We start from the raw sequence: 23,434 nt of genomic DNA on the forward strand, positions 1-23,434 counted from the left end.
CGTTTTGCCGTCTACGTAGCGACAGTTTGCGCAAGGGCGGCGGGGATGTGGGGTGCGGGCGCGGCGGGGACGGGGATGCCGGGGCGGCCGAGGGCGGCGGGGACGGGGATGCCGGGGCGCCCGAGGGCGGCGGGGATGTCCCCGGGCAGCCGCTCGTCGGGGTGGTGGCTGACCAGCACGACGATGCGGTCGGCGAGGGCGGCGCGGAGGTTCGACATCAGCCGCTCGGCGTTGGCAGCGTCGAGGTGGGCGGTCGGTTCATCCAGCAGCACCAGGTCGGAGCGGGTGAGCAGCATTCGGGCGACCGCGAGGCGCTGGCGCTCGCCACCGGAGAGCCTGCCGCCCAGCGAGCCGGTGCGGGTGTCGAGGCCGAGCGGCAGTGAGCGCATGAGATCGCCGAGGCCGGCAGTGGCCAGCGCCGCGACCATCTCGGCATCGCTGGCGCGGTCGTCCCGCGCGCGGGCGAGCAGGAGGTTTCCGCGGATGGTGGAGTCGAACAGGTGAGCCTCCTGCGGGCACCACGAGATGCGCGACCGCAGCGACGCCGGGTCGAGGGTGGTGGCATCCATGCCGTTGACGACGATGGTTCCGGATGCCGCCGGCAGAAAGCCCATGAGCGTCGCGAGCATGGTCGACTTGCCGGAGCCCGACGGGCCCTCGGCAACGATCCAGTCACCGCGGCGCGCCGTTGCGGTGATCGGACCGAAGCTCGTGGAGTTGTTCCAGCCCACGGCGAGGCCGCGCAGCTCGAGTGTGTCGATGGGGCCGAGCGGGAGTGTTCCGGCGGCCGCGGCGCGGGCGCTCGTGATGGCGCGCACTTTGGCGAGCGCCCCGGCCAGGGCTGGCCACTGTTGCACGGCCTCGACCATGCCGGTGAGCGGTTCGATGAGGGCGATCGGCAGCAGTACAAGCACGGCCACGATGGCGCCAGGCAACGTTCCGGCGGCTGTGGCCTGCGCTGTGGCGGGCAGCATCAGCATGGATGCCGCCCCGCAGGCCAGCACGACCATGCCGTTGCCCAGACCGAGGGCTGCCGCTCCCCGCCGGGCGTGCGCGCCGGCCGCGGCGTCGAGCGAGTCCAGCCGCGCGAGCACCCGCTCGGCGATTCCATTGGCGCGAAGGTCGGGTGCCGCACCGACCATGGCGCTGAAGTGGCGCACGACGGCAGTTTGCGCGGTGGCTGTTCCTCGCGCGGCCGAGCGGTCTGCGACGACGGCGACGGCGGGAGCGACGATGAGGCTGACGAGGATGACCCCGACCACGATGGGAACGGCGTCCTGGTGCAGGGCGGCCGTGGCGACGATGGCAACGACCGCCGTCATAGCTGCGACGCTGGCGGGCAGCACGACGCGGGGAACGAGGTCACGAACCCTGTCGGCTGCGGCGACGAGATGATCGAGCGCGTTGGCGCCGGTGGCTGCCGAACGCGAGGCGATGCCGGTGGTGGCGATCCCCGTCCACAGCCGCTGCCGGAGGGTGGTGACGGAGCCGAGCACGGCGTCGTGGGTGACCAGTCGCTCGCTGTACCGGAGCACGGCCCGGCCGATCCCGAAAAATCTGACGCCCACGATAGCCACCGTGAGGTACATGATCGGTGGCTGCTCGCTCGCTCGCACGATCAACCATCCCGACAGCGCGGTGAGGGCGACGGCGAAGAGCGCTGCGCCGGTTCCGAGGGCGATGGCGGCGAGCATGCGGCCGAATGACGGGCGCACGAATGCGACCAGCTCGGCGAATATGCCCGTTGAGGCATTTGCCGTTTCGGGTTCAGCCGGAAGGGTGATGGTCGCCGGGTCGGCCGAGGCCGCGTCACGCGATCCGCCCTGGGCGCCGAGCCGCACCCGGTGGTCGGCCAGCCGGGTCATGCCTGCTTCGTGCGACGCGAAAACGATGGTCACGGTCGTGCGCAGCTCGTCGATGGCGCGCTCGACCAGCAGCGCGTGGGCGGGGTCCAGGTGCGCGGTGGGCTCATCCAGCAACAGGATGTCTGCGCCACCAGCGACCCGGACGAGGGCGCGCGCGACGCCTACCCTACGCAGTTCACCAGGGCTTAGTCGTTCGGGATCGTCGTTGGCAACGGCGGAGAGACCGAGCTGCGCGATGACGCGTGTGACGTCGGCGTTGTCGCTGGAGTAGAGGGCGATCTCGTCGCGCACGGTCGCCGCGACGGTGCGCGGATGCTGGGGAGCCCACGCGACAGTGAGCGGGTCGACGCCCGTCACCACGCCGTCATTTGCGGGGACGATGCCGGCCAGCACACCGAGGACCGTCGACTTGCCCGCACCGCTCGGCCCCTCGATCGATGTGACCGAGCCGCGCTCGAAGGCGAGCGATAGACCGTCGATGATCGGTGAGGTGCGGTCTGCGTAGCGAACGACGAGGCCATCGACCCGCAGCCGCTCTCCGGCAACACGCACATCGGTCGGAAGAGGCTCATCCGCGATCGACCGGGCGCGACGTTGCGCGGCCAGACCGTCCTGCGAGGCATGGAATGCCGAGCCCAGTTCGCGGAACGGTGCGAAACATTCCGGAGCGAGAATAAGTGCGACCAGCCCGATCGCGAGGGGCATGTCACCGTTGACGAGCCGCAACCCGACGAACACGGCGACGATGGCCACGGAGATCGTGGAGATGAGCTCGAGCACCAGCGATGAGAGAAACGCGGTGCGCAGCGTCAGCATGGTCGTCGCGCGATGCTCGGTCGACACCTGCCGGAGGGCCTCGGACTGCTCGTCGACCCGACCGAGTCCAACGAGCACGGGGAGGCCGCGCGCGAGCTCCACCAGATGATCCGAGAGTCGCTGCAGGGTCGCGGATGCCGCATCCGCACGGTCGCGGGTGTGCATGCCGACCAGCGCCATGAAGATCGGCACGAGCGGAACCGTGACCACGATGATCACCGCGCTCACCCAGTCTGCGAAGAGGATGCGCGCACCGATGAGCAGCGGGATGGTCGCCGCTGTCACGACCGCGGGCAGCGCCAGGCGGTAGTAGTTGTCGAGTTGGTCGAGTCCGACCGTGCCCACCGCTGTCGCCGAACCCGTGCCCACGTCGCTGCCGGCGAGCATCCTGCCGGCGAGTTCCCGACGCAGCTCCTCCTTGGCGCCGATGGCCGCACGGGTGGCGTACGACTGCGCGGCCCAAGTGACGAGCGCGCGCAGCAGCGCCGCAGCGAGGCCGAGGGTGATGGCATCCCGCCAAGCGTCATCACGGGCGATGACCGAGACAATTCCGCGGGCGAGTGCCTCGGCCATACCGACGAGCGCCGCCGCCTTCAGCGCGGCCAGCACGCCGAAGACGAAGGTGCGACGCCGGTCGAGGGTCATCGCGATGCCACCGCCGGAAGCACGGTATGCGCGTCGGGGAGGTGTGTTTCTGCGAGGCGGCGGCGGAACACCCAGTAGGTGTAGCCCTGATAGAGCAACACGAGGGGCAGCCCGATCGCCGTCACGACGCTCATCACGCCGAGGGTGTATTCGCCGCTCGAAGCGTTGGTGACGGTCAGGTCGAACGCGCTGTCGATCGTCGACGGAATCACCACGGGGAAGGCTGCGGCGAAGATGGATGCAGCGCCCAGCACCAGGAACGCGGCAATCCCGGCGAACGCCCGGCCTTCCCGCCCGGCCCTGGCGGCTACCCATCCGTAGACGACAGCAGCCACGGCCAGCACGACGAGCCCCCAGGTGATGACGGTTCCCGACGCGAGTTGCACCGCGAGCACCCAGCCGACGATCGGCAGCAGCGCGACGGGTGCCCAGCGCACCACGAAGGCACGCGAGCGGTCGCGCACGGGGCCGAGCGTCTTGAGGCTGAGGAACACGGCGCCGTGCACGAGGCAGAAGCCGATCACGGCCAGCCCGCCCAGGATGGCGTACCCGTTGAGCCAGGCGAACGGCCCGCCGACGCGGTCACCATTCGCGTCGATCGGCAGGCCCGTCGTGGTGAGGGTGAGCATGGCGCCCACCCCAAAGGCGGTGACGAACGAGCCGATGCCGAGCGCACGATCCCACCAGGCGCGCCAGCGATCGCTGTCACCCTTGCCGCGGTATTCGATGGCGACGGCGCGAAAGATGAGCGCGAGCAGGGTGAGCGTCAGCGGGATGTAGAGGGTGGAAAACAGGGAGGCGTACCAGAGCGGGAATGCTGCGAAGGTTGCCGCCCCCGCGGTGATCAGCCAGACCTCGTTGCCGTCCCACACCGGCCCGATGCTGTTCAACATGAGCCTGCGCTGCTTCTCGGTGCGCGCAGACACGAGCATGTGCATCCCGACCCCGAGGTCGAAGCCTTCGAGCAGGAGGTAGCCGATCCAGAGAGCCGCGATGGCGACGAACCACAGTGTTGGCAGGAATTCCATGTCAGCCTCCTAGTACGCAAACGCGAGAACGTCGCGCTTGTCGGGATCGTCGGGTTTGTCCGGGTCGTCGTCGTGCCCCGGATGCGCCAGCTCGGGCATCGCGGACGCCACCCCGCCACGCACATACTTCACGAGCAGCTTCAGCTCGAACACGAGGATCACGGCGTACACCACGGCGAAGGCAGCCAGCGAGAACACGATCTCCTCACCCGTGACCCCCGGCGAGACGGCGGCAGCGGTGAACATGAACACGCCATCGACACCGCCCGGCGTCGGGTTGGGGGCGACCACGAACGGCTGTCGGCCCATTTCGGTGAAGACCCAGCCCGCGATGTTCGCGGCGAAGGGAGCCATAATGCTCGTAAGCGCGGTCCACATCATCAGCTTCGATCGCGGCACGGTGCCCTTGCGGGTCAGCCACAGGGTGAGCACGGCGAACCCGGCAGCGAGCATCCCGAAACCGATCATCAGCCTGAAGCCCCAATAGGTGACCTCCATGATCGGGAGGTAGTTGATCTCCTGGCCGGCACGCTCGCCGTAGAGGGGGTTGTCGGGCAGGTTGGTGCCATACAGGGCCTGATATTCGGGGATGAGGGTGTTCACGCCCTTGATCTCGGTCGTGAAATCGCCGTGGGCGAGGAACGACAGGATGCCGGGGATCTCGATGATCCCCGCGACCTCGTTGCAGTTCTGCGCCCCGAGGTTGCCGATCGACAGCACCGAGAAGCTCGTGCCGTCTTGGCAGGCGGCCTCGGCTGCGGCCATCTTGAGCGGTTGCTGTTCGAACATGAGCTTGGCCTGCAGGTCGCCGGTCAGCGCCACTCCGCCGAAGCCGATGATCGCGACGACGGCACCGATCCGGAGGCTTCTGATCCACACCGAGTGGTCGACGCGGTCGCGGCCCGGGATGTCGAGCCGTTCACCGACGACGACCCGGCCGCGGGCATCCACTGTGTCGATTCCGTCACGCCGACGCTGCCAGAGCTGGTACCAGGAAATGCCGACCAGGAAGCCGGCGCCGACGGCGAGGGCGCCCATGATCGTGTGGCTGTAGGCGGTGAGGGCGGTGTTGTTGGTCAGCACTGCCCAGATGTCGGTCATGACGGGTCGGCCGTCGATGAGTTCGACGCCGACGGGGTGCTGCATCCAGGAGTTCGCGACGATGATGAAGAAGGCGGATGCGATGGAACCCGCCACCGCGATCCACAGGGCAGCGAGGTGCACCTTCTTGGGGAGCCGACCCCAGCCGAAGATCCACAGGCCGAGGAAGGTCGACTCGAAGAAGAAGGCGAGCAGCCCTTCCATCGCCAGCGGTGCGCCGAAGACGTCGCCGACGAACCTGGAGTATTCGCTCCACGCCATGCCGAACTGGAACTCCTGCACGAGACCGGTGGCGACGCCGATGATGAAGTTGATCAGGTAGAGCTTGCCCCAGAACTTCGTCATGCGAAGGTACTTCTCGTTGGCCGTGCGCACCCACATGGTCTGCATGATGGCGACCAAAGGGCCGAGGCCGAGGGTGAGGGGAACCATGACGAAGTGGTACACGGTGGTAATACCGAATTGCCATCGTGCGATTTCGAGTGGATCCATCCGCAATGCCTCCGTGGTTTCCGGGCCGTATTCTCGGCGACCGCGTCCCATCATGTCGACGGGGTGAACCGCTCGACAGGGCCTTTGGTCCCCGTTTCCATTTCTACGAGCCGTAGAACTATTTTGACACGGCGCAGCACATATTTCTACGTGGGGTAGAATTTCAGGTATGGCAACACTGGGCGAGCTTGAGCGATCGATCATGGATGTGCTCTGGGCGGCAGACGAAACTCTGTCGGCCTACGACCTTCAAGACGCCATGCCCGAGCGGAAGCTTGCACCGACGACGATTCTCACCGTGCTGTCGCGGCTTGAGAAGAAGGGCTTCGTGGCAAGGGATCGCGCCTCCCGCCCCCACCGGTACAGCGCGGCGGCCGACCGCGAAGAACACATGGCCGAGCTTATGCATGAGGTGCTCGGGGGAGCGTCGAATCGAACGGCCGTGCTCGAGAGGTTCGTTGGTCAGGTCAGCGCCGAAGAAGCCGACACTCTCCGCCGCATTCTCGACGGGCACTAAGCGCGATGGTCGCGCCGCTGGCGCTCGCAGCGCTCGCGATAGCCCTTGCGGTGCCGGTACCGCTGCTGCTGGCTCGCGCGTCGTGGCCCGCACGTGCCCCCGCCGCCGCCCTGCTGCTGTGGCAGTCCATCGCCATCGCCGGCGGGCTGTCGATGATCGGTGCCCTCCTCGCCTTCGGACTCGCGCCGTTCGGTGACGATCTGCTCTCGGGAGCCGCCGGGTTTGCCGCCCGAGGCTTTCTGGCGGTTCCGCTGACCAACGCCCTCGCGCTCGCCGGCGCCGCGCTTCTCGCCTTTCACCTGCTGCTGAACCTCGCGCTCACCGTCGTCAGGTCGGAGCGCCAGCGCCGCCGTCACGCCCAGCTTGTGCACCTGCTCAGTTCGCCCCTCGAGCTCGTTCCCGGAGCGAGGCTGCTCGACAGCCCAGCTCCCGTCGCATACTGCCTGCCCGGCGCGGTTACCTCGGTCACCGTCGTGTCTGCCGGACTGGTCGCGCTGCTGGACGGCGACGAAATGACAGCGGTAATCGAACACGAGAAGGCACACGTGAGCCAGCGGCACGATGTCGTACTCGTTGCTTTCCGAGCCTGGTACGCCTCCCTTCCCTGGTTTCCGATCGCGTTCCGCGCCCAGCGCGAGGTCGGGCTGCTCATCGAGATGCTCGCCGACGATCGTGCACGCCAGGTCGTGCCAGACTCCGTGCTGGCGCGGGCCATCGTGCTCGTCGGCGCGGAGCGAGGCGGGGCTCCGCTGGCTGCGTCGCCGGGTGACTGGGGGGATGCGGCATCCACCGATGAACTTCGCAACCGCATCGCGCGGCTCGACTCCCGCCCCCTGTCGACTGTCGCCAGGGTTGCGGTCATGGCCGCCGCGGTCGCGCTCCTGCTGGTGCCCACGGCGTTGCTGTTCGCGCCGGGGGTGTCGCTGCTCGCGCCCTAGCGGCGCGGCGCGACCCATTCCTGCCCGCCCCTCCCGCCCCCGCTCCGGCCCCTTCCGAAATGACGGAGATCGGATTGCTCCGGCGCGGAGTTCCGGGGGTGTGCTCGGGCGCGATGCGGCGTGTCTCCGTCATTTCGGAAGGAGAGCGGCCCACGTGCCGGCCCGAGCCAGGCGCCCTAGCGAGGTTCGGGACCACCCATCGGCGTGCTGCCCTTGTGTTGGTCACGACGGCCGAAGGTGGAATCCAGCACGCTCCGCATCTTCTTGAGGGCACCCCTGACGGCATCATCGACCGCTGAGGCGTTGTCAGTGACATATTCCGGATTTCGGCCCTCGGGCCGAGCTTCGAGTCGGCAACTGATGTCGTCGCCTGTGCTGCGGCCGGCGCTCTCGTCGGTCAGGTGCACCTCGACCCTGGTCAGGTGGGCGCCGAAATGCCCGAGAGAGGTTTCCACCACCGACGCCAACTCGTCGAGCTTCTGCTGATTGAGAGTGATGTTGCTATCGGTGTTGACGATGACCTGCATGGTCGCCTCCCGGCAATTGTTGCCGCCCACCACCGCCCCCGTGGTGAGGGCTTTGTGGGGAATCCGGCGGCGCGTGCCCTCTCCATGCTAGGTCGTCAATGCGCGAGTAGCACGGGTTTGGTCGCCACGACCCGGCGGGCGTCCTGTTGACAGACCCACGAACACCCCATAGTGTTCTGACTTGTATACAGATACGGATACAAGGTCACCGTTGACCGGCTCACTGCCTGCGCCACGGTGCCTCCAGAACCTAAGGAGTCCTGTGAGCCAGACACCAGAGTCCGACGGGGTGAGCGGCACCAGCTACCTTCGGGGCCAGATCGTCCGAGAACTTTCCGCGGCCATCGGTGCGGCGAACGTCAGCACGGAGGCGACAGAACTTCAGGCCCAGGCCGCAGACTGGTCGTGGTACTCCAAGTACCTCGCCTTCAAGAACCTCGAGCAGCCCTCCGCCGACATCGCGGTCACGCCGGCGAACACCGCCGAGGTCGAGCGCGTCATTCAGATCGCCTCGGACTACCGCATCCCTGTCACGACCCGGGGCGGCGGCAGCGGCACCCAGGGTGGCACCTTCGCTCCGTACGGCGGAATCTCGCTAGACCTGACCAGACTCACCGACATCGTGGACATCGACGAAAAGAGCCTCGTCGTCACGGTCGGCGCCGGCATCGATGGGCCCACTCTCGAGGCTGAGCTCAATGAGAAGGGCCTCACGCTCGCCCACTACCCCGGCTCGTATCACCTGGGTGCCACCATCGGCGGCTTCATCGCCGCGCGTGGCTCCGGCGTCGTAAGCACGAAGTACGGCAAGGCCGAAGACCAGGTTCTTCAGCTCGAAGTCGTCGTACCTCCCGGCAAGACCGTCAAGACTCTGGCCGTGCCGAGTCACGCCGCGGGATCCGACCTGCTCCAGTCGTTCGTCGGCTCGGAGGGCACCCTCGGAGTCATCACCCAGGCCAGCCTGCGCGTCGACCCGCTGCCCGAGTCGAGGGGCTTCCTGTCGTTCAGCTTCCCCGACATTTTTGCGGGTATCGAGGCCGGCCGGCTCATCATGACGAACCGGCTCCGCCCTGCGGTCATCCGTCTCTACGACGAAGCCGACAGCAAGAAGCTGCAGGACTGGGTGGGCACCCCGTTCACCGGAACCCTGATGGTCATCATGTGCGACGGCAGCAAAGAACTCGTCGACTACGAGACAAAGGCCATCACGGCCCTCGTCGAGAAGGCCGGCGGGTCGAGCCTCGGGCCCGACGTCGGCCAGACCTGGTGGGACGGCAAGTACGAGCCGTACGCGAAGGGCAAGCTGCCGCAGCCTCCACTGATGTACGGCACCTTCGACCAGGTCGCTCGGTTCGTGGACATCCCGAACATCTATCGCGCAAAGAAGCAGGTCATCGAAGAGAAGTTCAGCGAGTACGGTGCGCGCTACACCGCCCATCTGTCGCACTGGTACGACTGGGGCGCCATGCTCTACGACCGCTTCTATGTCGATGAGCCACCGACCGATCCGGCCGAAGCGATGGATCTTCATGACCGACTTTGGGATGCAGGCATCCTGACCGGCATGGAGAATGGTGGCGTTCTCAACGACCACCACGGTGTCGGAATCAAACTGGGGCGCTTCATGCGTCCGCAGTATGGCCACGGTTTCGAACTGATGCGCCAACTCAAGGATGCGTGGGATCCGGATGGGATCATGAACCCGGGCAAGCTCGGGTTCGGCCCCCCTCGCAACAGCAAGTGGTAGAAGCAACAAAACCCAACTCAAAGAGGAGTGTGTGATGCACCTGTCAATGCATAACTGGATGCGCGCTGAGCCGATCGAGACCACGATCGCGCGACTCGCGAAGTACGGCTACAAGTCGATCGAGATCTCGGGTGAGGCCGAGAAGTACGATGCCAAGCACGTACGCGGCCTGCTCGACCACTACGGACTCAACTGCTGGGGCTCGGTGACCCTCATGGTCGGCGGCCGCAACATGCAGTCGGGCGACGAGGCAACCCGCGCCAAGAGCGTTCAGTACGTGAAGGACTGCATCGGGTTGGTCTCCGACCTCGACGGCAAGATCCTCACCCTCGTTCCCGGCGAGGTTGGCAAGATCACGCCAGATTCGACCCCCGAGAACGAGTGGAAGTGGCTCGTCGAGGGTGTCTCCGAGATCTATGAAGTGGCCGAGGCGAAGGGAGTGCGCGTCGGAATCGAGCCACTCAACCGCTTCGAGTCTTACCTCATCACCCGCGCAGAGCAGGCACTGGCGCTGTGTGACGCGGTCGGCCCGAACCTGGGTGTCGTTCTCGATGCGTTCCACATCAACATCGAGGAGAAGGACCTCTTCGAGTCGATCCGTCTGGTGGGCGACAAGCTCGTCGACTTCCACGTCGCCGACAACAACCGCATGCCCGCCGGCTACGGAGATTACGACTGGAACAAGGTCATCGCCACCTTGAAGGAGGTCGGCTACGACGGTGCGCTCACCGCCGAGTTCGTGGCACCGGTTGACCGCACCCCGGCCAACAAGTACCCGAACGCGCTCGAGACCAACCTCGAGGGGCTCGACATTCCCGCGGACCAGCTCAAGTTCATCATCGACCACGGTTCGTCGATCCTCACCGAGGAGTTCTACGACTGGCTGGTGAAGGTCAACAGCGAAACGCTGCTGCCGCTCATCAACGACACCTGGTAGCCGACTGAACTCATGGGCAAAGTAGTCATCGTCGCAACGCTCGACACCAAGGGGCCGGAGGTTGCGTACCTGCGCGACAGGCTGAACATCCTCGGCCTCGAGACGCTCGTCGTTGACTCCGGAATCCTCGGCGAACCTGTGGGCATCGTGCCGGATGTGAGCCACTCCGAGTTGGCTGGGCGAGGTGGCATCACCCTCGCCCAGCTGCAGGGCTCCGGAACGCGCGGTCGTGCGGTAGAGACCATGCGTGAGCTGGTGCGTGACCTGGTGCGGGAGCGGTTCGCGGCCGGCGAGATCATCGGCGGCATCAGTGTGGGTGGCGTCGGCTCCGTGATGGGTGCGGCCGCCATCCAGGAGTTGCCCGTCGGCGTGCCCAAGATCGTCGTCGCGCCCACGGCATCCGGACACCACGAGTTCGGCCCCTATGTCGGCACAAAAGACGTCATGGTGGTTCACTCAGTCGTCGACATCCTCGGCCTCAACCCCGTCTCGACCACCGTGTTCGACAACGTCGCCGCTGCGATGTTCGGGATGCTCGCGCACGGGCATCCACTGACCCGCCCCGCGCAGGGGCAGAAGTTCGTCGCGACAACGATGCTCGGCAACACCACCGCCGCGGTCGGAGCGCTCAAGGATCGTCTCGCCGAGAACGGAATCGAGACTGTCGTCTTCCACTCCAACGGTGTGGGCGGTCGCGCCATGGAAGAGCTGGCGGGCGAGGGCCAGTTCGTGGGTGTGATCGACTACACGACCAACGAGATTAACGACCCACTCGTGGGCGGCATCCACAATGGAGGACCAGACAGGCTCGCGACGGTGGGCCGTCTCGGCCTGCCCCAGGTGCTCGTACCCGGCTGCATGGACTTCTCCGTGTGGGCGGCCGGCTCGATTCCGGCCTCGATGCGCGCTCGCCCCGTCTACGACCACAACCCCGAGTACACCCTGGTGCGTGCGACCCACGACGAGAAGGCGCAGCTCGGCCGGATCTTTGCCGAGCGCGTCAATGAGACGACCGCCCCGGCGGCGGTAATCATGCCGATGCTCGGGCTCTCTATTCCCGCCACCCCCGACGGACCCTTCTGGGATCCCGAGGGTGATGCGCTCTTTCTCGCGGCACTCCGCGAGAACCTTCGGCCGGACATCCCGATCGAAACCGTCGACCTTCACATCAACGACCCCGACCTCGGCCGGCTTGCCGCCGACCGCTTTCTGTCACTCATCAACAAGGAGAAGCCATGAACCCCCGTCCCGAGCGCACCATCGCCCGCCTCACCGAGGGCGACGAAGACTTCCGCGCTAAGTTCCGCTCCTGGAACCACGCCTACCTCTCCTACGTAGACATCGAGGAGTACCTCAAGACCAAAGACACGATCCTCGTTCCGATGGCGAGCACCGAGCAGCACGGCCCGCACCTCCCGCTCTACACAGACACCATCACGGCGGTCGAGGTTTCTGAGCGCGTCTCGGAGGCGATTGGTGTGCTGCACACCCCGCCCATCTGGGCCGGCTACTCGCCCCAGCACATGTACGGGGTGGGCCAGGGTCGCGGAACCGTCACCCTGCGGGCATCCACCCTCCTGAACCTCATGAACGATGTCGCACGCAGCCTCATCCACCACGGGTTCAACCGCATCATCTTCATCAACGGCCACGGTTCCAACATCAAGGTCGTCGACCCGGTGCTGCGCAAGCTGCGCTACGAGACCGGAGCGCTCATCTCCTTCGTCAAGCCGTACATGGAACGCTACGAGGGCATCCTCGAGGGGCTCATGGAGAACCCGCCGGAGGAAACCCCAGGCTGGCACTCGAGCGAGCTCGAGACCTCGCAGGACATGGCGTGGAACCCCGACCTGGTGCGCATGGAGCGCGCGGTCGACACGCGGGCGCACATCCCCGAGTTCCTGCCCAAGTCGTTCAGCAAGGACGATGGGATGCCGGACGCAGAGTTCGAGGGGTACCAGTACTTCAGCTTTCCGATGGACCACCACGAGTTCGTCGAGAACGGCATCATCGGCAACCCGATGCGGGCCACCGCCGAGAAGGGCGAGGAGTCGTTCCGTCGGCTCAGCGAGCACGTTGCGCGCGGCATCCTTGAGTTGCAGAAGGTGCCCGTCAACGTGCACACCCGCGAATTCATTGAGCGCACAATGTGAGTGTTTCCTCTGGCTATAGTTGCCTGATTACGAAATGGGTACGGCATGACTCTTGACGATGCGGGTTCGCGGGTAGATAGCGCCTACGAGTGGCTGCTCGGTGAAATCACCGGTTTCAAGATCCGGTCGGGGGCGCCGCTGTCGGAGAACCGTATTGCGACCCAGCTCGGGATCAGCCGCACACCGGTGCGCGAAGCGTTGCAGCGCCTCGAGAAAGAGGGGCTCGTCAAGCGCACAGACAACGCGCGCTTCGCCGTCTCGCAGCTGACGATCGCCGAAGTCAACGATGCCTGCGACCTGCTCGAGGTGCTCGATACCTACATCTGCCGCAAGGCTTCGAGCAAGCTGACCGACGACGAAACCGAGCTCCTGAAGCAGAGCGTCGCCGAGATGCAGCGGGCCGCGAAAGAGGATGACCGCGAGTCCTGGTCTGCGGCCGATCTTGCCTTCCACCGCACCGTCAACTCGATTGCGGGCAATCAGCTCGTCGCCGAGACGGTCAAAGAGACCCGTCGGCGCGTGCAGCGGTTCTGGATGCGCGCAACGTCGCTGCAGTCCCGACTCGAGGCGTGCTCCAGCGAGCACCTGGTGCTGGCCAACGCGATCATTTCCCACGACTACGAGGCGATCGAGCCTGCGGTCAAAGAGCACATCGGGCACATGCGTCGCCGGATGATCGAAATGCTCGAGTCGGCTGCCGCCATCCTCGGAGATTAACCACCTCGGGCTCACACCCGGGACATCCGCTGGGCGGCTGTCCCTGGTGTGAGCCCGGAGTCGTTGCTGGAGTTAGTCTTTCGCGGCGAAGGCGTCGTCGAACGATCCGGTCGGCACATTCCAGAGCAGCGAGCGAACGTAGGCGAGGCCGGCGGGTGCGCCCTCAAGCCGATCCATGCCGGCATCCTCCCACTCCACCGAGATCGGCCCGTTGTAGCCGATCGAGTTGAGTGCGCGGAACGCGTCCTCCCACGGCACGTCGCCGCGGCCGGTCGACACAAAGTCCCAGCCGCGCCGCGGGTCGGCCCAGGCGCCGTGCGATCCAAGAACCCCGTTGCGGCCGTTGCCCATGCGCATCCGGGTGTCTTTGCAGTCGACGTGGTAGATCCGGTCAGCGAAGTCGAGGATGAACCCCACGGGGTCGAGCCCCTGCCACACCATGTGTGAGGGGTCCCAGTTCAGCCCGAAGGCCTCGCGGTGACCGATCGCCTCGAGGGTCTTGACCGTCGTCCAGTAGTCGTAGGCGATCTCAGAGGGGTGAACCTCGTGCGCGAAACGAACCCCTTCCGAGTCGAAGACGTCGAGGATGGGATTCCACCGGGTGGCGAAGTCTTCATAGCCGGCGTCGATGACGTCCTGCCCGACGGGCGGGAACATCGCGACGTACTGCCAGATGCTTGAGCCGGTGAACCCGACGACCGTGTCGACGCCGAGCTTGCGGGCGGCGATCGCGGTCATCTTCATCTCTTCTGCCGCGCGCTGGCGCACCCCCTCGCCATCACCGTCGCCCCAGACTTTCGCGCCGACGATGGCCTTGTGCCGGAAGTCGATCGGGTTGTCGCAGACGGCCTGTCCCTTGAGGTGGTTCGAGATGGCGAAGAGCTTGAGGTTGTACTTGTCGAGGATGTCGAGGCGCGACTGCACGTAGGCGTCGTCTTCGGCGGCGCGCCACGGGTCGAGGTGGTCACCCCAACACGCGAGCTCGAGGCCGTCGTAACCCCATCCGCTCGCGAGCTTCGCAACCTCCTCCAGAGGCAGGTCGGCCCACTGGCCGGTGAACAGGGTAACGGGGTGACTACTCATTCTTTGCTCCTTTGCGGGGTGGTGACGGTGTCAGTCGAGCCGGATATACGAACCGCTGTTGCTGGCGCTTTCCTCGATCGCGGCCAGCACGCGCTGCACGCGCAAGCCTTCCGCGAACGAGGGAGTTGATGGGGTGGAGTCGCGGATGCTCCACAGGAACTCCGCGAACTGGTGGGTGAAACTGTGCTCCCATCCGATGATGTGACCATCCGGCCACCATGCTCCCACGTAGGGGTGGTCGGCTTCGGTCACGAGGATGCGCCGGAAGCCCTGCTCACCGGCGGCGTCGCGTCCATCGAAGAACTGCAACTCGTTGAGATTTTCGAGGTCGAAGGTGATCGCCCCCCGGTCTCCGTAGATCTCGAGGGTGAGCCCGTTCTTCCTGCCGAGGGCCATGCGGGTCACCTCCATCTGAACCACAGCACCTCCGGAGAGTTCCCCGGTGCCCCATGCCGCGTCATCCACCGTCACCGGCTCCAGCGGACCGCCGCCACCTGAGCCCAGGATTCCTCCGCCTCCGCTGTCACCGGCCGGTCGTTCGGTGACAAAGGTACGCAGGCCGCCAGAGATCGCCAGAATGTTCTGCCCGGTAACATGCTGCACGATGTCGGCGACATGGGAGCCGAGATCGCCGAGGGCGCCGCTGCCGGCATCCTCTTTGCGCAATCTCCAGCTCATGGGGCCAGATGAGTCTGTCAGCCAGTCCTGCAGGTAGGCGGCGCGCACGTGCCGGATGGTCCCGATCCGTCCGTCTGCGATGAGCCGTTGAGCAACAACGAGCGCTGGCACCCGCCGATAGTTGAAGTTGACGATCGCATGCTGGCCGCGGGCCTCGGCGGCCTCGAACGCCGCCGCCATCCGCTGGGCCTCCTCCACGCTGTTGGCCAGGGGCTTCTCGACGATGACGTGCTTGCCGGCCTCGAGTGCCGCGATGGCCACCTCGGCGTGCATGCGGCCGGGGGCGCAAATGTCGACGATGTCGATGTCGTCCCTGGCGATCACCTCACGCCAGTCGCTCGCCGTCGACAACCAGCCAAGCTTCTGCGCGGCTGCCTTCACCGCGTCTGGTTGCCGCCCAACAAGTACTGCTTGTTCGACAGGCGGCACGTCGAAATAGGATGCGACGTTTCGCCACGCCTGCGAGTGGGCCTTGCCCATAAACGCGTATCCGATCGAGGCGACTCGAAGTGGGGAATTGGCCATGGTGTGCCCTTTCGCTTCGTTGCGATTGTGTTGGGGAATCCGGCTGCCGATTGACACGGATACCTGCTGGCTCTAGTGTACAACTACTTGTATACAAGGCGGGATACATTTTCGTGTCCCGGATTGAATGGTGATTCACAGAGTTGTGAGACAGGTGACATGGATCAATTTTTACTCATCGCGTTGAATGGGTTGACCCTTGCCGCCGTTTATTTCCTGGTGGCCAGCGGGCTGACCCTGATCTTCGGACTCATGCGCGTCATCACCATGGCCCACGGCACCAGCTACCTCCTCGGCGGATACATCGGGTACGTCATTGCCCGCGAGACCGGAAACTGGCTTCTGGGAGCGCTCGGAGCCGCTATTGCGGTCGGTGTCCTCGGCCTCATCATCCATCAGGTGCTCATCCGTCGATTCCAGGATGACGACATGCGCGTCGCGCTCGTCACCCTCGGCGTCTCGCTGATCGGCACCGACCTCATGCTCGCGGTGTTCGGCGGTACCGCCACCCAGGTCGCGATCCCGGCAGCCTTCCAGGTCGGACTGCCGCTACCCGGTCTGGGGAGCTACCCGCTCATCCGCCTGCTGATCCTCCTCGTGGCCGTGCTGGTCGGCGTCGGTCTGACTCTCTTCATCAACAAGACCCGGTACGGATCGATCGTCAGGGCCGGTGTGGACGACTCCCAGATGACCTCGGCGACCGGCGTGAACGTGCGAGTGGTCTTCGCATCGATCTTCTTCCTCGGCTCGGCGCTCGCCGGATTCGCCGGAGTCGTGGGCGGAACCCTGTTCCCGCTCCTGCCCGGACAGGACGGCAGCTACCTTCTCTTCTCGCTTGTGGTCGTGATCGTGGGCGGCATGGGCAGTGTGCCGGGAGCTGCTATCGGCGCAGCGCTCGTCGGCATCGTGTCGCAGTTCGCACTCGTCTATGCGCCGACGTACTCGCTCGTGCTGACCTTCGCACTCATGGTCGTGGTGCTTGCCATCAGACCCCAGGGCATCCTGGGCAGGAGGTCGGCAACATGACCGCGCCAGAGACTCTCGTAACCCCAACTGCGACCGGACGATCCCGGTCCCTCTGGGCCCGCTACAGCTGGATCGGATGGGTGGTGGTGCTGGGGCTGGCGCTGCTGTTCCCCTACGTCGTGGATCGCCCGCGGTTCTGGCTGCCCAACATCGGTGTGCGCAGCCTGTGGCTCGGCATCATCGCCATGAGCCTTGTATTCCTGAACAGGTATGTTGGTCTGCTCTCGCTCGCGCAGGTCACCATCGCCGGCATTTCGGCGTACGGCGTCGGCTACGTGATGGTGACGCTGGATCAGCCGTTCTTCATCGCCATCCCCGTGGGTATCACCGCCGGCACGGTCGCGGGATTCCTCGTGGCGCTTATCGCGGCCCGCACCAAGGCCATCTACTTCCTCATGATCACGCTCGCGCTTGGCCAGGTGTTCTACTCGTACGCCTCACAGGCCATCGAAGTCACGAACGCCCGTCGAGGGCTTGCACCGATCAAGAAGCCAGACCTCGAGATCATCAACCTCAACGACATCACGACGTTCTACTTCGCCGCGCTGCTCGCCGCGGTGATCTGCTTCCTGCTCTGCCGGTATGTCGCGGCATCCACATTCGGGATGGCGCTGCAGGGCATCAGGGACAGCCCGGAGCGCATGGCGGCCCTCGGCTACAAGGTCAACAGGTACCGGATCGCCGCGATCACCTTCTCTGCGTTCATCGCGTCGATCGGCGGGGTTGTGCTCGTCTTCGACCGCGCACAGATCGATCCGGATGTCGTCAGCCTCGGTTCCACCCTCGACGTGCTGGTCGTGGCGGTCATCGGCGGGATCGGCTCACTCGGTGGCGTGTTCATCGGCGCGATCATCCTGACCCTGCTCGACAACTTTGCTCAGGACTTCACAGACAGGTACATGACCCTCACCGGGATCGTGTTCATCCTCGTCCTGCTCTTCGCGCCGGCGGGCATCGCCGGCATCGGGGCGCAGGTAAAACGGGCCTTCGATCGCAGGCGGAAGAACGCTTCCGACCCAGGCGATGACCCGCAGCAAGAACCGACGGCGACCCAGCCGACGGGTGAGGCAATCACGAAAGGAAAGCAGCAATGATGCTGAACAACTGGAAAGGGCTGGTCCCGACGCTCGCCGTCGGAGCAGTCGTGGTCCTCGGCGTAACCGGCTGTAGCACTGGCGGCAGTGGTGGCGACGGTGGCGGCGATGCCGGCGGCGACACGATCAAGATCGGCGTGCTCGCGACCTCTGAGGGAAACCTCGCATTCGGTATGGGCGAGGCCAAGGCCGCAATCGCTGTCGCGATGGAGGCAATCGGGGGAACCGTCGACGGCGGTGAGATCGGCGGCAAGTCCATCGAGATCATCTACGCAGGCACCGACGGAACCTCGGGATCGGCGCAGACCCAGGTAAAGAAGCTCGTCGAGAACGACGACGTCGACATCGTGTTCGGCCCGGTCTCCGGTGACGAGGGTGAGGCTGTCGTGCAGTACGCACTGACGGTTCCCGAAGTGACCTTCGTCAACGGTTCAGCCAGCCCCGTCGGAATGACGCTCGAGGGCGCAGAGAACTTCTTCCGCTTCCACGGCGACTCGGCGATGTGGATGGGTGGCCTCGGCGACTACGCCTACGACGAAAAGGGTTACAAGAAGATCTACTCGATCGCCGAAGACTACTCGTTCCCCTACGACAACGCCGGAGGATTCTTCTCCGAGTTCTGCGCGGCCGGTGGCGAAGTGAACGGCAACTCATGGGTGCCCGTCGGCACCACCGACTACGCCACGATCATCGCTCAGATTCCTGCAGACACGGACGCCGTCTATGTGGGACTCGGCGGCGCTGACGCTGCGTCGTTCCTGTCGCAGGCCGTCACCAACGGCGTAGACCTTCCGCTCGTCGGCGGGTCAATCGCGGTAGACACGACCGCCCTCTCCGGTGACGCGAACATCGCGTCTGCTGCTGTCGGCACCATCACGGGTGGACCGGTGCCCGGTGCCGGGTACGACAACCCGGAGTGGCAGCCGTTCGTGGATGCGTACGTCACGCAGCCCGATGCCTTCCCGAGCCCGAGCATCTTCTCCATCCTCTACTACAACTCGTTCCAGTCGCTGGTTCTCGGGTTGCAGGAGGTCGATGGCGACCTGAGCGACGGCCACGCCGGTCTGCGCGATGCTCTCGGCAGCCTCGACTGGAACTCGCCCACCGGGCAGATCTCGATGGACGAGAACCGCCAGGCGATCGTCGACAACTTCCTGATCGAAGTTCTTGACGAGGGGGGCACGCTGGTTCAGAAGAACATCAGCGAGGCATCCGGCGTCACGCAGGGCACCACGGTCTACGACCGTTTCGAGGGTTGCCCGTAAACAGCAGTACCGGGCCGGCGTACGCGAGTGCGCCGGCCCACCCATTCTTCTGAAAGGACCGATCATGGCCGACCCCGCCCTCGTGGTGCGTGACGTGTCGAAGAGCTTCGGCGGCGTCAAGGCGATCCGCGACGTGAGTCTCGAAATCGCCGCCGGTGAGCGCATCAGCGTCATCGGCACCAATGGTGCAGGCAAGTCGACCCTGTTCAACGCAATCGCCGGTGTGTTTCCCCCGACGACGGGTTCCATCCATCTGTTCGGTGAGGATGTCACTAGACTTCCCACGGCTACCCGCGCCCAGCGCGGACTCGCCAGAACGTTCCAGACGTCCCGACTCTTCGAGCAGCTCAGTGCCGCAGACAACGTCTTCATCGCCCTCGGCGGCAACGAGTTCCGCGGAGGGCTGCTGCGACCGGCTCGCTCGAACCCCAAGCGCTGGGAACGGGTCGAGCGACTGCTCGAACGTGTCGGCCTCCCCGGCCGGGGTGAGCAGCTCGTCGCTGACCTCTCGCACGGCGAGCAGCGGCAGCTCGAACTGGCCATGGCGCTGGCGCTGCAGCCGAAATTGCTGATGCTCGACGAACCCGCGGCGGGCTTCTCCCCGGCCGAGCGGGGCCACCTCATCACACTCCTGCGCGAGCTCCCGCAGGAGATCACGCTGCTGCTCATCGAGCACGACATGGACATCGCGCTGGCCGTGGCATCCAGAGTCGTCGTCATGCACGACGGCGAGAAGATTCTCGAGGGCACGCCAGCAGAGATTCGCAACAGCGCGCGCGTTCGCGAGATCTATCTGGGAGGTTCCATTGACCACGCAGCCTGACGCCACCCACGAATTTCGGGTCACCGACCTCAACGTTTACTACGGGCGCGTGCACGTGCTGCAGGACGTCTCGTTCTCCATGGGCACCGAGCCCCTCGGGGTCATCGGCCGCAACGGCATGGGAAAGACCACACTCGTGAAGGCGATCGCCGGGTTTGTTCCGGCTCGCAGCGGCTCGATCGAGTTCGAGGGCAAGGATGTTGCGGGCAAGCAGCCGTACCAAATCAATCACGCCGGCATCGCCTACGTGCCCCAGGGCCGCCGCATCTTCCCGTCGTTGAGTGTGCACGAGCACCTGACCATGGTCGGCGCGAAGAAGAGCGCCCGGTGGAACGTTCCGGCGATCTACGACCTCTTTCCCCGTCTGGCCGAACGCCGCAAGAACAGCGGAGCTGCCCTGTCGGGTGGAGAACAGCAGATGCTCGCCATCGGACGGGCGCTTCTCTCCAATCCGCGACTAGTCGTGATGGACGAACCCAGCGAAGGTCTCGCCCCCGCGGTCGTCGATCATCTCGCCGAGGTGCTTCGCGGCGTGGTGCGGGAAGGCCAGGCCGTGCTGCTAATCGAGCAGAACCTGCGCTTCGCCACGGAGTTGTGCGACCGTATCCTCGTCATGGTCAACGGGCGGATCGCCGCAGACATGGCGGCCTCCGAGATCGCCAACAACCCCGAGGTGCAGAACAAGTACCTCGGTGTCGTTTAGCCTGACAGCATGACCTCACCCTTCGACCTGACGGGTCGCACCGCCGTGGTGACTGGCGCTTCGCGGGGCATCGGTGCGGGGATCGCGACCGCGCTCGCCGAGGCGGGTGCCGACGTCGTGCGTGTGGCGCGCTCGGGTGCGGACATCTCCGCCGACCTCGCCACGGCCGATGGTGCACTCGACCTGGTGGCACAGCTGGATGCGCTCGGGCGCCCCATCGACATCCTCATCAACAACGCCGGAATCGCCGAACGCAATCCTGCCGAGCACCACACGATTCAGCAGTGGGACGTCACGCTTGCCGTCGACCTCACCGCCCCGTTCCTGCTCGCCCGCGAGCTGGGCGGTCGGATGCTCGAGCGCGGTTCCGGCAAGATCATCTTTCTCGGGTCGATGATGACCTGGCAGGGTGGCAGGAATGTGGTCAGCTACGCCGCGGCCAAGTCGGGCGTCGCCGGCGTTGTGCATGCCCTCGCCAACGAGTGGGCGGATCGCGGGGTCAACGTCAACGCGCTCGCCCCTGGCTATATCGAGACCGACCTGACATCAGGCGCGCACACCGACCCGGAGCGCCGGGAGACGTTTCGTCAGCGGATTCCCGCGGGCCGCTGGGGAACTCCCGCCGATCTCGGAGGTGCGGCGGTGTTTCTGTCTTCCGCGGCATCCGACTATGTGCACGGCGTCGTGCTGCCCGTCGATGGCGGTTGGCTGGTTCGCTAGACGCTGCCGCAGGGTGCTGAGAGGTGAACCAGCGCGGCGCCCCACCACGAGCGCCGCGCCGGTAGTCGTTAGCCCTTTGCGGGAGCCTTGCGCGCGGCGGGCTTGCGCACGGTCGGGCGGGCGGATGCCACGGCATCCGCCGCGGCCGAATGCACAGCACGCGGCGCCAGGCGCTGCAGCTGCGTGACGTGCTTCGGGGCGAGTTCTTCGATGCTCGCGACCTCAAGCAGTTTCATCGTGCGCACAACCTGGTCAGACAGGATCTCGATCGTGCGGTCGACACCGGCACGCCCACCCGCCATCAGCCCGTACAGGTAGGCGCGGCCGATGAGGGTGAACTTCGCGCCCAGAGCAATGGATGCCACGACATCCGCGCCGTTCATGATGCCGGTGTCGACCATGACCTCGGTGTCGTTGCCGACCTCGCGCACGACCTCCGGCAGCAGGTGGAACGGGATGGGGGCGCGGTCGAGCTGGCGCCCGCCGTGGTTGGACAGCAGGATGCCGTCCACGCCCAGATCGGCAAGGCGCTTGGAGTCCTCGAGGTTCTGAACGCCCTTGATGACGAGCTTGCCCGGCCACATGGCGCGGATGATCTCGAGGTCCTCAAAGTCGATCGACGGGTCCATCGCCGAGTCCAGCAGCTCGCCCACGGTGCCGCCCGTGTTCGAGAGCGACGCGAATTCGAGCGGGGGAGTGGTGAGGAAGTCGATCCACCACCACGGTCGCGGGATCGCGTTGACGATCGTGCCGAGGGTGAGCTGTGGAGGGATGGAGAAACCGTTGCGCTTGTCGCGCAGTCTCGCGCCGGCGACGGGGGTGTCGACGGTGAACATGAGGGTGTCGAAGCCTGCCGCGGCTGCCCGCTCGACGAGACCGTACGAGATTTCTCGCTGCCGCATCACGTACAGCTGGAACCAGTTGCGACCGTTCGGGTTCGCCGCTTTCACGTCTTCGATGGTCGATGTGCCCAGGGTTGAGAGCGTAAAGGGGATGCCAGCAGCTGCGGCCGCGCCGGCCCCGGCGATCTCGCCCTCGGTCTGCATGAGGCGCGTGAATCCGGTCGGGGCGATCCCGAACGGCATCGCGGACGTGCCGCCGAGCACCTGAGTGGTGGTATCCAGTTTTGACACGTCGCGCAGGATCGAGGGGTGGAACTCGATGTCCTCGAACGCCTGACGCGCGCGGGAGAGGGAGAGTTCACCCTCGGCGGATCCATCCGTGTAGTCGAAGGCGGCCTTGGGGGTGCGACGCTTCGCGATGTCCCGCAGCTCGTAGATCGTGAGCGCAGACTGGAGCCTGCGCTTCTTGCCGTCGAGCTCCGGTCCCTTGAACTTCATGAGCTTTGCGAGCTCTACGGGGTTGGGAAACTGTCGCTTTACCATTGCTGGTCCTCTCCATGGGTAAGCAGTCGATCGCGGGCGCCATGGATGTGCTCGCGCATGAGGGTGGAGGCGCCTTCGGCATCTCCCGCGCCGATCGCGTCGAGGATCGCCTCGTGCTGGCCGCAAATGTCGTTGGCGCTGATCAGGTGGGCAGACTGCACCTGACCGATGCACAGCTCGATCTCGCCCATCAGCAGGTCGTGCATTTTGGACAGTCGAAGACTGGGCTGGCTGGCGACGATGGCCCTGTGAAACGCGATGTCGTGCCTGGCGAAATCCGGGTCGGTGCGAAGCGCACTGTTCGCGGCTACCGCAGCAGGGGGCACGGTGGCGCTGGAGGCGAGGGCAGCTGCCGCCTCGGCTTCGACGATCGCGCGGTTATAGAAGAGGTCGACGATGTCGTCGCGGCTCAACAGCGGCACACGCGCGGCGTGGTGCGGCTCCCGCCGCAGCAGTCCATCCGCGACGAGCCTTTCGATTGCCAGCCGGGCGGTGGGCCTGGCGACGGCAAACCGTTCGGCGACGGCGGATTCCGTGAGGGTCGAGCCCGGCGCATCCTGCTGGGTGATGATGCTGGCGCGGAGCTCGTCGTAGATGGCCCCGGGAAGCACGGTGTTGTCGATCGACATCATGCTCCCGCTTCATTGTG

21 protein-coding genes are annotated in these 23,434 nt (G+C 65.7%); 13 read left to right on the forward strand and 8 right to left on the reverse strand.

The genetic code is table 11. From position 1 onward, the window contains the following. Nucleotides 1-11: 11 nt before the first annotated feature. Genes cydD through QMG83_RS13410 form a run of 3 tightly spaced genes read right to left on the reverse strand, consistent with a single transcriptional unit; the run spans nucleotide 12 to nucleotide 5,947 of the window. Nucleotides 12-3,326, reverse strand: a complete 3,315-nt coding sequence (gene cydD / locus QMG83_RS13400; protein WP_283505916.1) for a thiol reductant ABC exporter subunit CydD — start codon at nucleotides 3,324-3,326, stop codon at nucleotides 12-14. Beyond that, a complete protein-coding gene (cydB, locus tag QMG83_RS13405) occupies nucleotides 3,323-4,354 on the reverse strand; it encodes a cytochrome d ubiquinol oxidase subunit II (RefSeq protein WP_283505917.1) in 1,032 nt (343 codons plus the stop codon). The genes cydD and cydB overlap by 4 nt, the downstream gene beginning before the upstream one ends. Before the next feature lie 9 nt (nucleotides 4,355-4,363). Further along, nucleotides 4,364-5,947, reverse strand: coding sequence for a cytochrome ubiquinol oxidase subunit I (locus QMG83_RS13410; RefSeq protein ID WP_283505918.1), 1,584 nt, complete (start codon nucleotides 5,945-5,947; stop codon nucleotides 4,364-4,366). A 169-nt stretch (nucleotides 5,948-6,116) separates the two neighbouring features. Between QMG83_RS13410 and QMG83_RS13415 the strand changes: the two genes are divergently transcribed. Together QMG83_RS13415 and QMG83_RS13420 are read left to right on the forward strand one after the other, a co-directional pair. Then, nucleotides 6,117-6,464, forward strand: coding sequence for a BlaI/MecI/CopY family transcriptional regulator (locus QMG83_RS13415; RefSeq protein WP_283505919.1), 348 nt, complete (start codon nucleotides 6,117-6,119; stop codon nucleotides 6,462-6,464). Between the two features lie 5 nt (nucleotides 6,465-6,469). Continuing rightward, on the forward strand, nucleotides 6,470-7,402 hold the full coding sequence (locus QMG83_RS13420) for a M56 family metallopeptidase (protein WP_283505920.1): 933 nt from the start codon (nucleotides 6,470-6,472) through the stop codon (nucleotides 7,400-7,402). 176 nt (nucleotides 7,403-7,578) lie between these two features. Here the strand turns inward: QMG83_RS13420 and QMG83_RS13425 are convergent, their stop codons facing one another. Further along, the gene (locus QMG83_RS13425) at nucleotides 7,579-7,929 is read right to left on the reverse strand and encodes a hypothetical protein (protein ID WP_283505921.1); all 351 of its coding nucleotides are present in this window, start codon (nucleotides 7,927-7,929) and stop codon (nucleotides 7,579-7,581) included. Nucleotides 7,930-8,191: 262 nt separating this feature from the next. On the opposite strand from QMG83_RS13425, the gene QMG83_RS13430 reads away from it, so the two are divergent. From QMG83_RS13430 to QMG83_RS13450, 5 genes are read left to right on the forward strand one after another with little or no spacing between them, the layout of a single operon-like run. After that, entirely contained in the window at nucleotides 8,192-9,676 is a 1,485-nt protein-coding gene (locus tag QMG83_RS13430; RefSeq protein WP_283505922.1) for an FAD-binding oxidoreductase, read from the forward strand. 34 nt (nucleotides 9,677-9,710) lie between these two features. After that, the gene (locus tag QMG83_RS13435; protein ID WP_283505923.1) at nucleotides 9,711-10,613 is read left to right on the forward strand and encodes a sugar phosphate isomerase/epimerase family protein; all 903 of its coding nucleotides are present in this window, start codon (nucleotides 9,711-9,713) and stop codon (nucleotides 10,611-10,613) included. Between the two features lie 12 nt (nucleotides 10,614-10,625). Beyond that, complete coding sequence (locus tag QMG83_RS13440) at nucleotides 10,626-11,852, forward strand: Tm-1-like ATP-binding domain-containing protein (protein ID WP_283505924.1); 1,227 nt, start codon at nucleotides 10,626-10,628, stop codon at nucleotides 11,850-11,852. After that, nucleotides 11,849-12,766, forward strand: a complete 918-nt coding sequence (locus QMG83_RS13445; protein ID WP_283505925.1) for a creatininase family protein — start codon at nucleotides 11,849-11,851, stop codon at nucleotides 12,764-12,766. Before QMG83_RS13440 ends, QMG83_RS13445 begins: the two co-directional genes overlap by 4 nt. A 45-nt stretch (nucleotides 12,767-12,811) precedes the next feature. Then, complete coding sequence (locus tag QMG83_RS13450; protein WP_283505926.1) at nucleotides 12,812-13,483, forward strand: GntR family transcriptional regulator; 672 nt, start codon at nucleotides 12,812-12,814, stop codon at nucleotides 13,481-13,483. A 72-nt stretch (nucleotides 13,484-13,555) separates the two neighbouring features. On the opposite strand, the gene QMG83_RS13455 is transcribed toward QMG83_RS13450, so the two are convergent. Together QMG83_RS13455 and QMG83_RS13460 are read right to left on the reverse strand one after the other, a co-directional pair. Continuing rightward, a complete protein-coding gene (locus QMG83_RS13455) occupies nucleotides 13,556-14,566 on the reverse strand; it encodes a sugar phosphate isomerase/epimerase family protein (RefSeq protein WP_283505927.1) in 1,011 nt (336 codons plus the stop codon). A 30-nt stretch (nucleotides 14,567-14,596) separates the two neighbouring features. Beyond that, nucleotides 14,597-15,769, reverse strand: coding sequence for a Gfo/Idh/MocA family protein (locus QMG83_RS13460; RefSeq protein ID WP_283505928.1), 1,173 nt, complete (start codon nucleotides 15,767-15,769; stop codon nucleotides 14,597-14,599). 159 nt (nucleotides 15,770-15,928) lie between these two features. Between QMG83_RS13460 and QMG83_RS13465 the strand changes: the two genes are divergently transcribed. The 6 genes from QMG83_RS13465 to QMG83_RS13490 all read left to right on the forward strand — a co-directional run bounded on the left by QMG83_RS13465 (nucleotide 15,929) and on the right by QMG83_RS13490 (nucleotide 21,400). Next, on the forward strand, nucleotides 15,929-16,795 hold the full coding sequence (locus QMG83_RS13465) for a branched-chain amino acid ABC transporter permease (protein WP_283505929.1): 867 nt from the start codon (nucleotides 15,929-15,931) through the stop codon (nucleotides 16,793-16,795). Continuing rightward, nucleotides 16,792-17,889 (forward strand): branched-chain amino acid ABC transporter permease, encoded by a 1,098-nt coding sequence (locus tag QMG83_RS13470; protein WP_283505930.1) that lies wholly within the window; start codon nucleotides 16,792-16,794, stop codon nucleotides 17,887-17,889. The genes QMG83_RS13465 and QMG83_RS13470 overlap by 4 nt, the downstream gene beginning before the upstream one ends. Then, complete coding sequence (locus QMG83_RS13475; protein WP_283505931.1) at nucleotides 17,886-19,154, forward strand: ABC transporter substrate-binding protein; 1,269 nt, start codon at nucleotides 17,886-17,888, stop codon at nucleotides 19,152-19,154. Before QMG83_RS13470 ends, QMG83_RS13475 begins: the two co-directional genes overlap by 4 nt. A 64-nt stretch (nucleotides 19,155-19,218) precedes the next feature. After that, nucleotides 19,219-19,977, forward strand: coding sequence for an ABC transporter ATP-binding protein (locus QMG83_RS13480; RefSeq protein ID WP_283505932.1), 759 nt, complete (start codon nucleotides 19,219-19,221; stop codon nucleotides 19,975-19,977). Continuing rightward, on the forward strand, nucleotides 19,961-20,680 hold the full coding sequence (locus tag QMG83_RS13485) for an ABC transporter ATP-binding protein (RefSeq protein ID WP_283505933.1): 720 nt from the start codon (nucleotides 19,961-19,963) through the stop codon (nucleotides 20,678-20,680). Before QMG83_RS13480 ends, QMG83_RS13485 begins: the two co-directional genes overlap by 17 nt. A gap of 9 nt (nucleotides 20,681-20,689) precedes the next feature. Then, nucleotides 20,690-21,400 carry an SDR family oxidoreductase gene (locus QMG83_RS13490; protein ID WP_283505934.1) on the forward strand — a complete coding sequence of 237 codons (711 nt, stop codon included), beginning with the start codon at nucleotides 20,690-20,692 and terminating at the stop codon, nucleotides 21,398-21,400. Between the two features lie 68 nt (nucleotides 21,401-21,468). Here QMG83_RS13490 and QMG83_RS13495 read toward each other — a convergent pair whose 3' ends face one another. Then, nucleotides 21,469-22,785: an alpha-hydroxy acid oxidase gene (locus QMG83_RS13495; RefSeq protein ID WP_283505935.1), complete on the reverse strand. Its 1,317-nt coding sequence runs from the start codon at nucleotides 22,783-22,785 to the stop codon at nucleotides 21,469-21,471. Then, nucleotides 22,779-23,417, reverse strand: coding sequence for a GntR family transcriptional regulator (locus QMG83_RS13500; RefSeq protein WP_283505936.1), 639 nt, complete (start codon nucleotides 23,415-23,417; stop codon nucleotides 22,779-22,781). The genes QMG83_RS13495 and QMG83_RS13500 overlap by 7 nt, the downstream gene beginning before the upstream one ends. Nucleotides 23,418-23,434: the final 17 nt, after the last annotated feature.

The sequence above is a fragment of the Salinibacterium sp. G-O1 genome (genome assembly GCF_030063305.1).
Classification (GTDB): domain Bacteria; phylum Actinomycetota; class Actinomycetes; order Actinomycetales; family Microbacteriaceae; genus Rhodoglobus.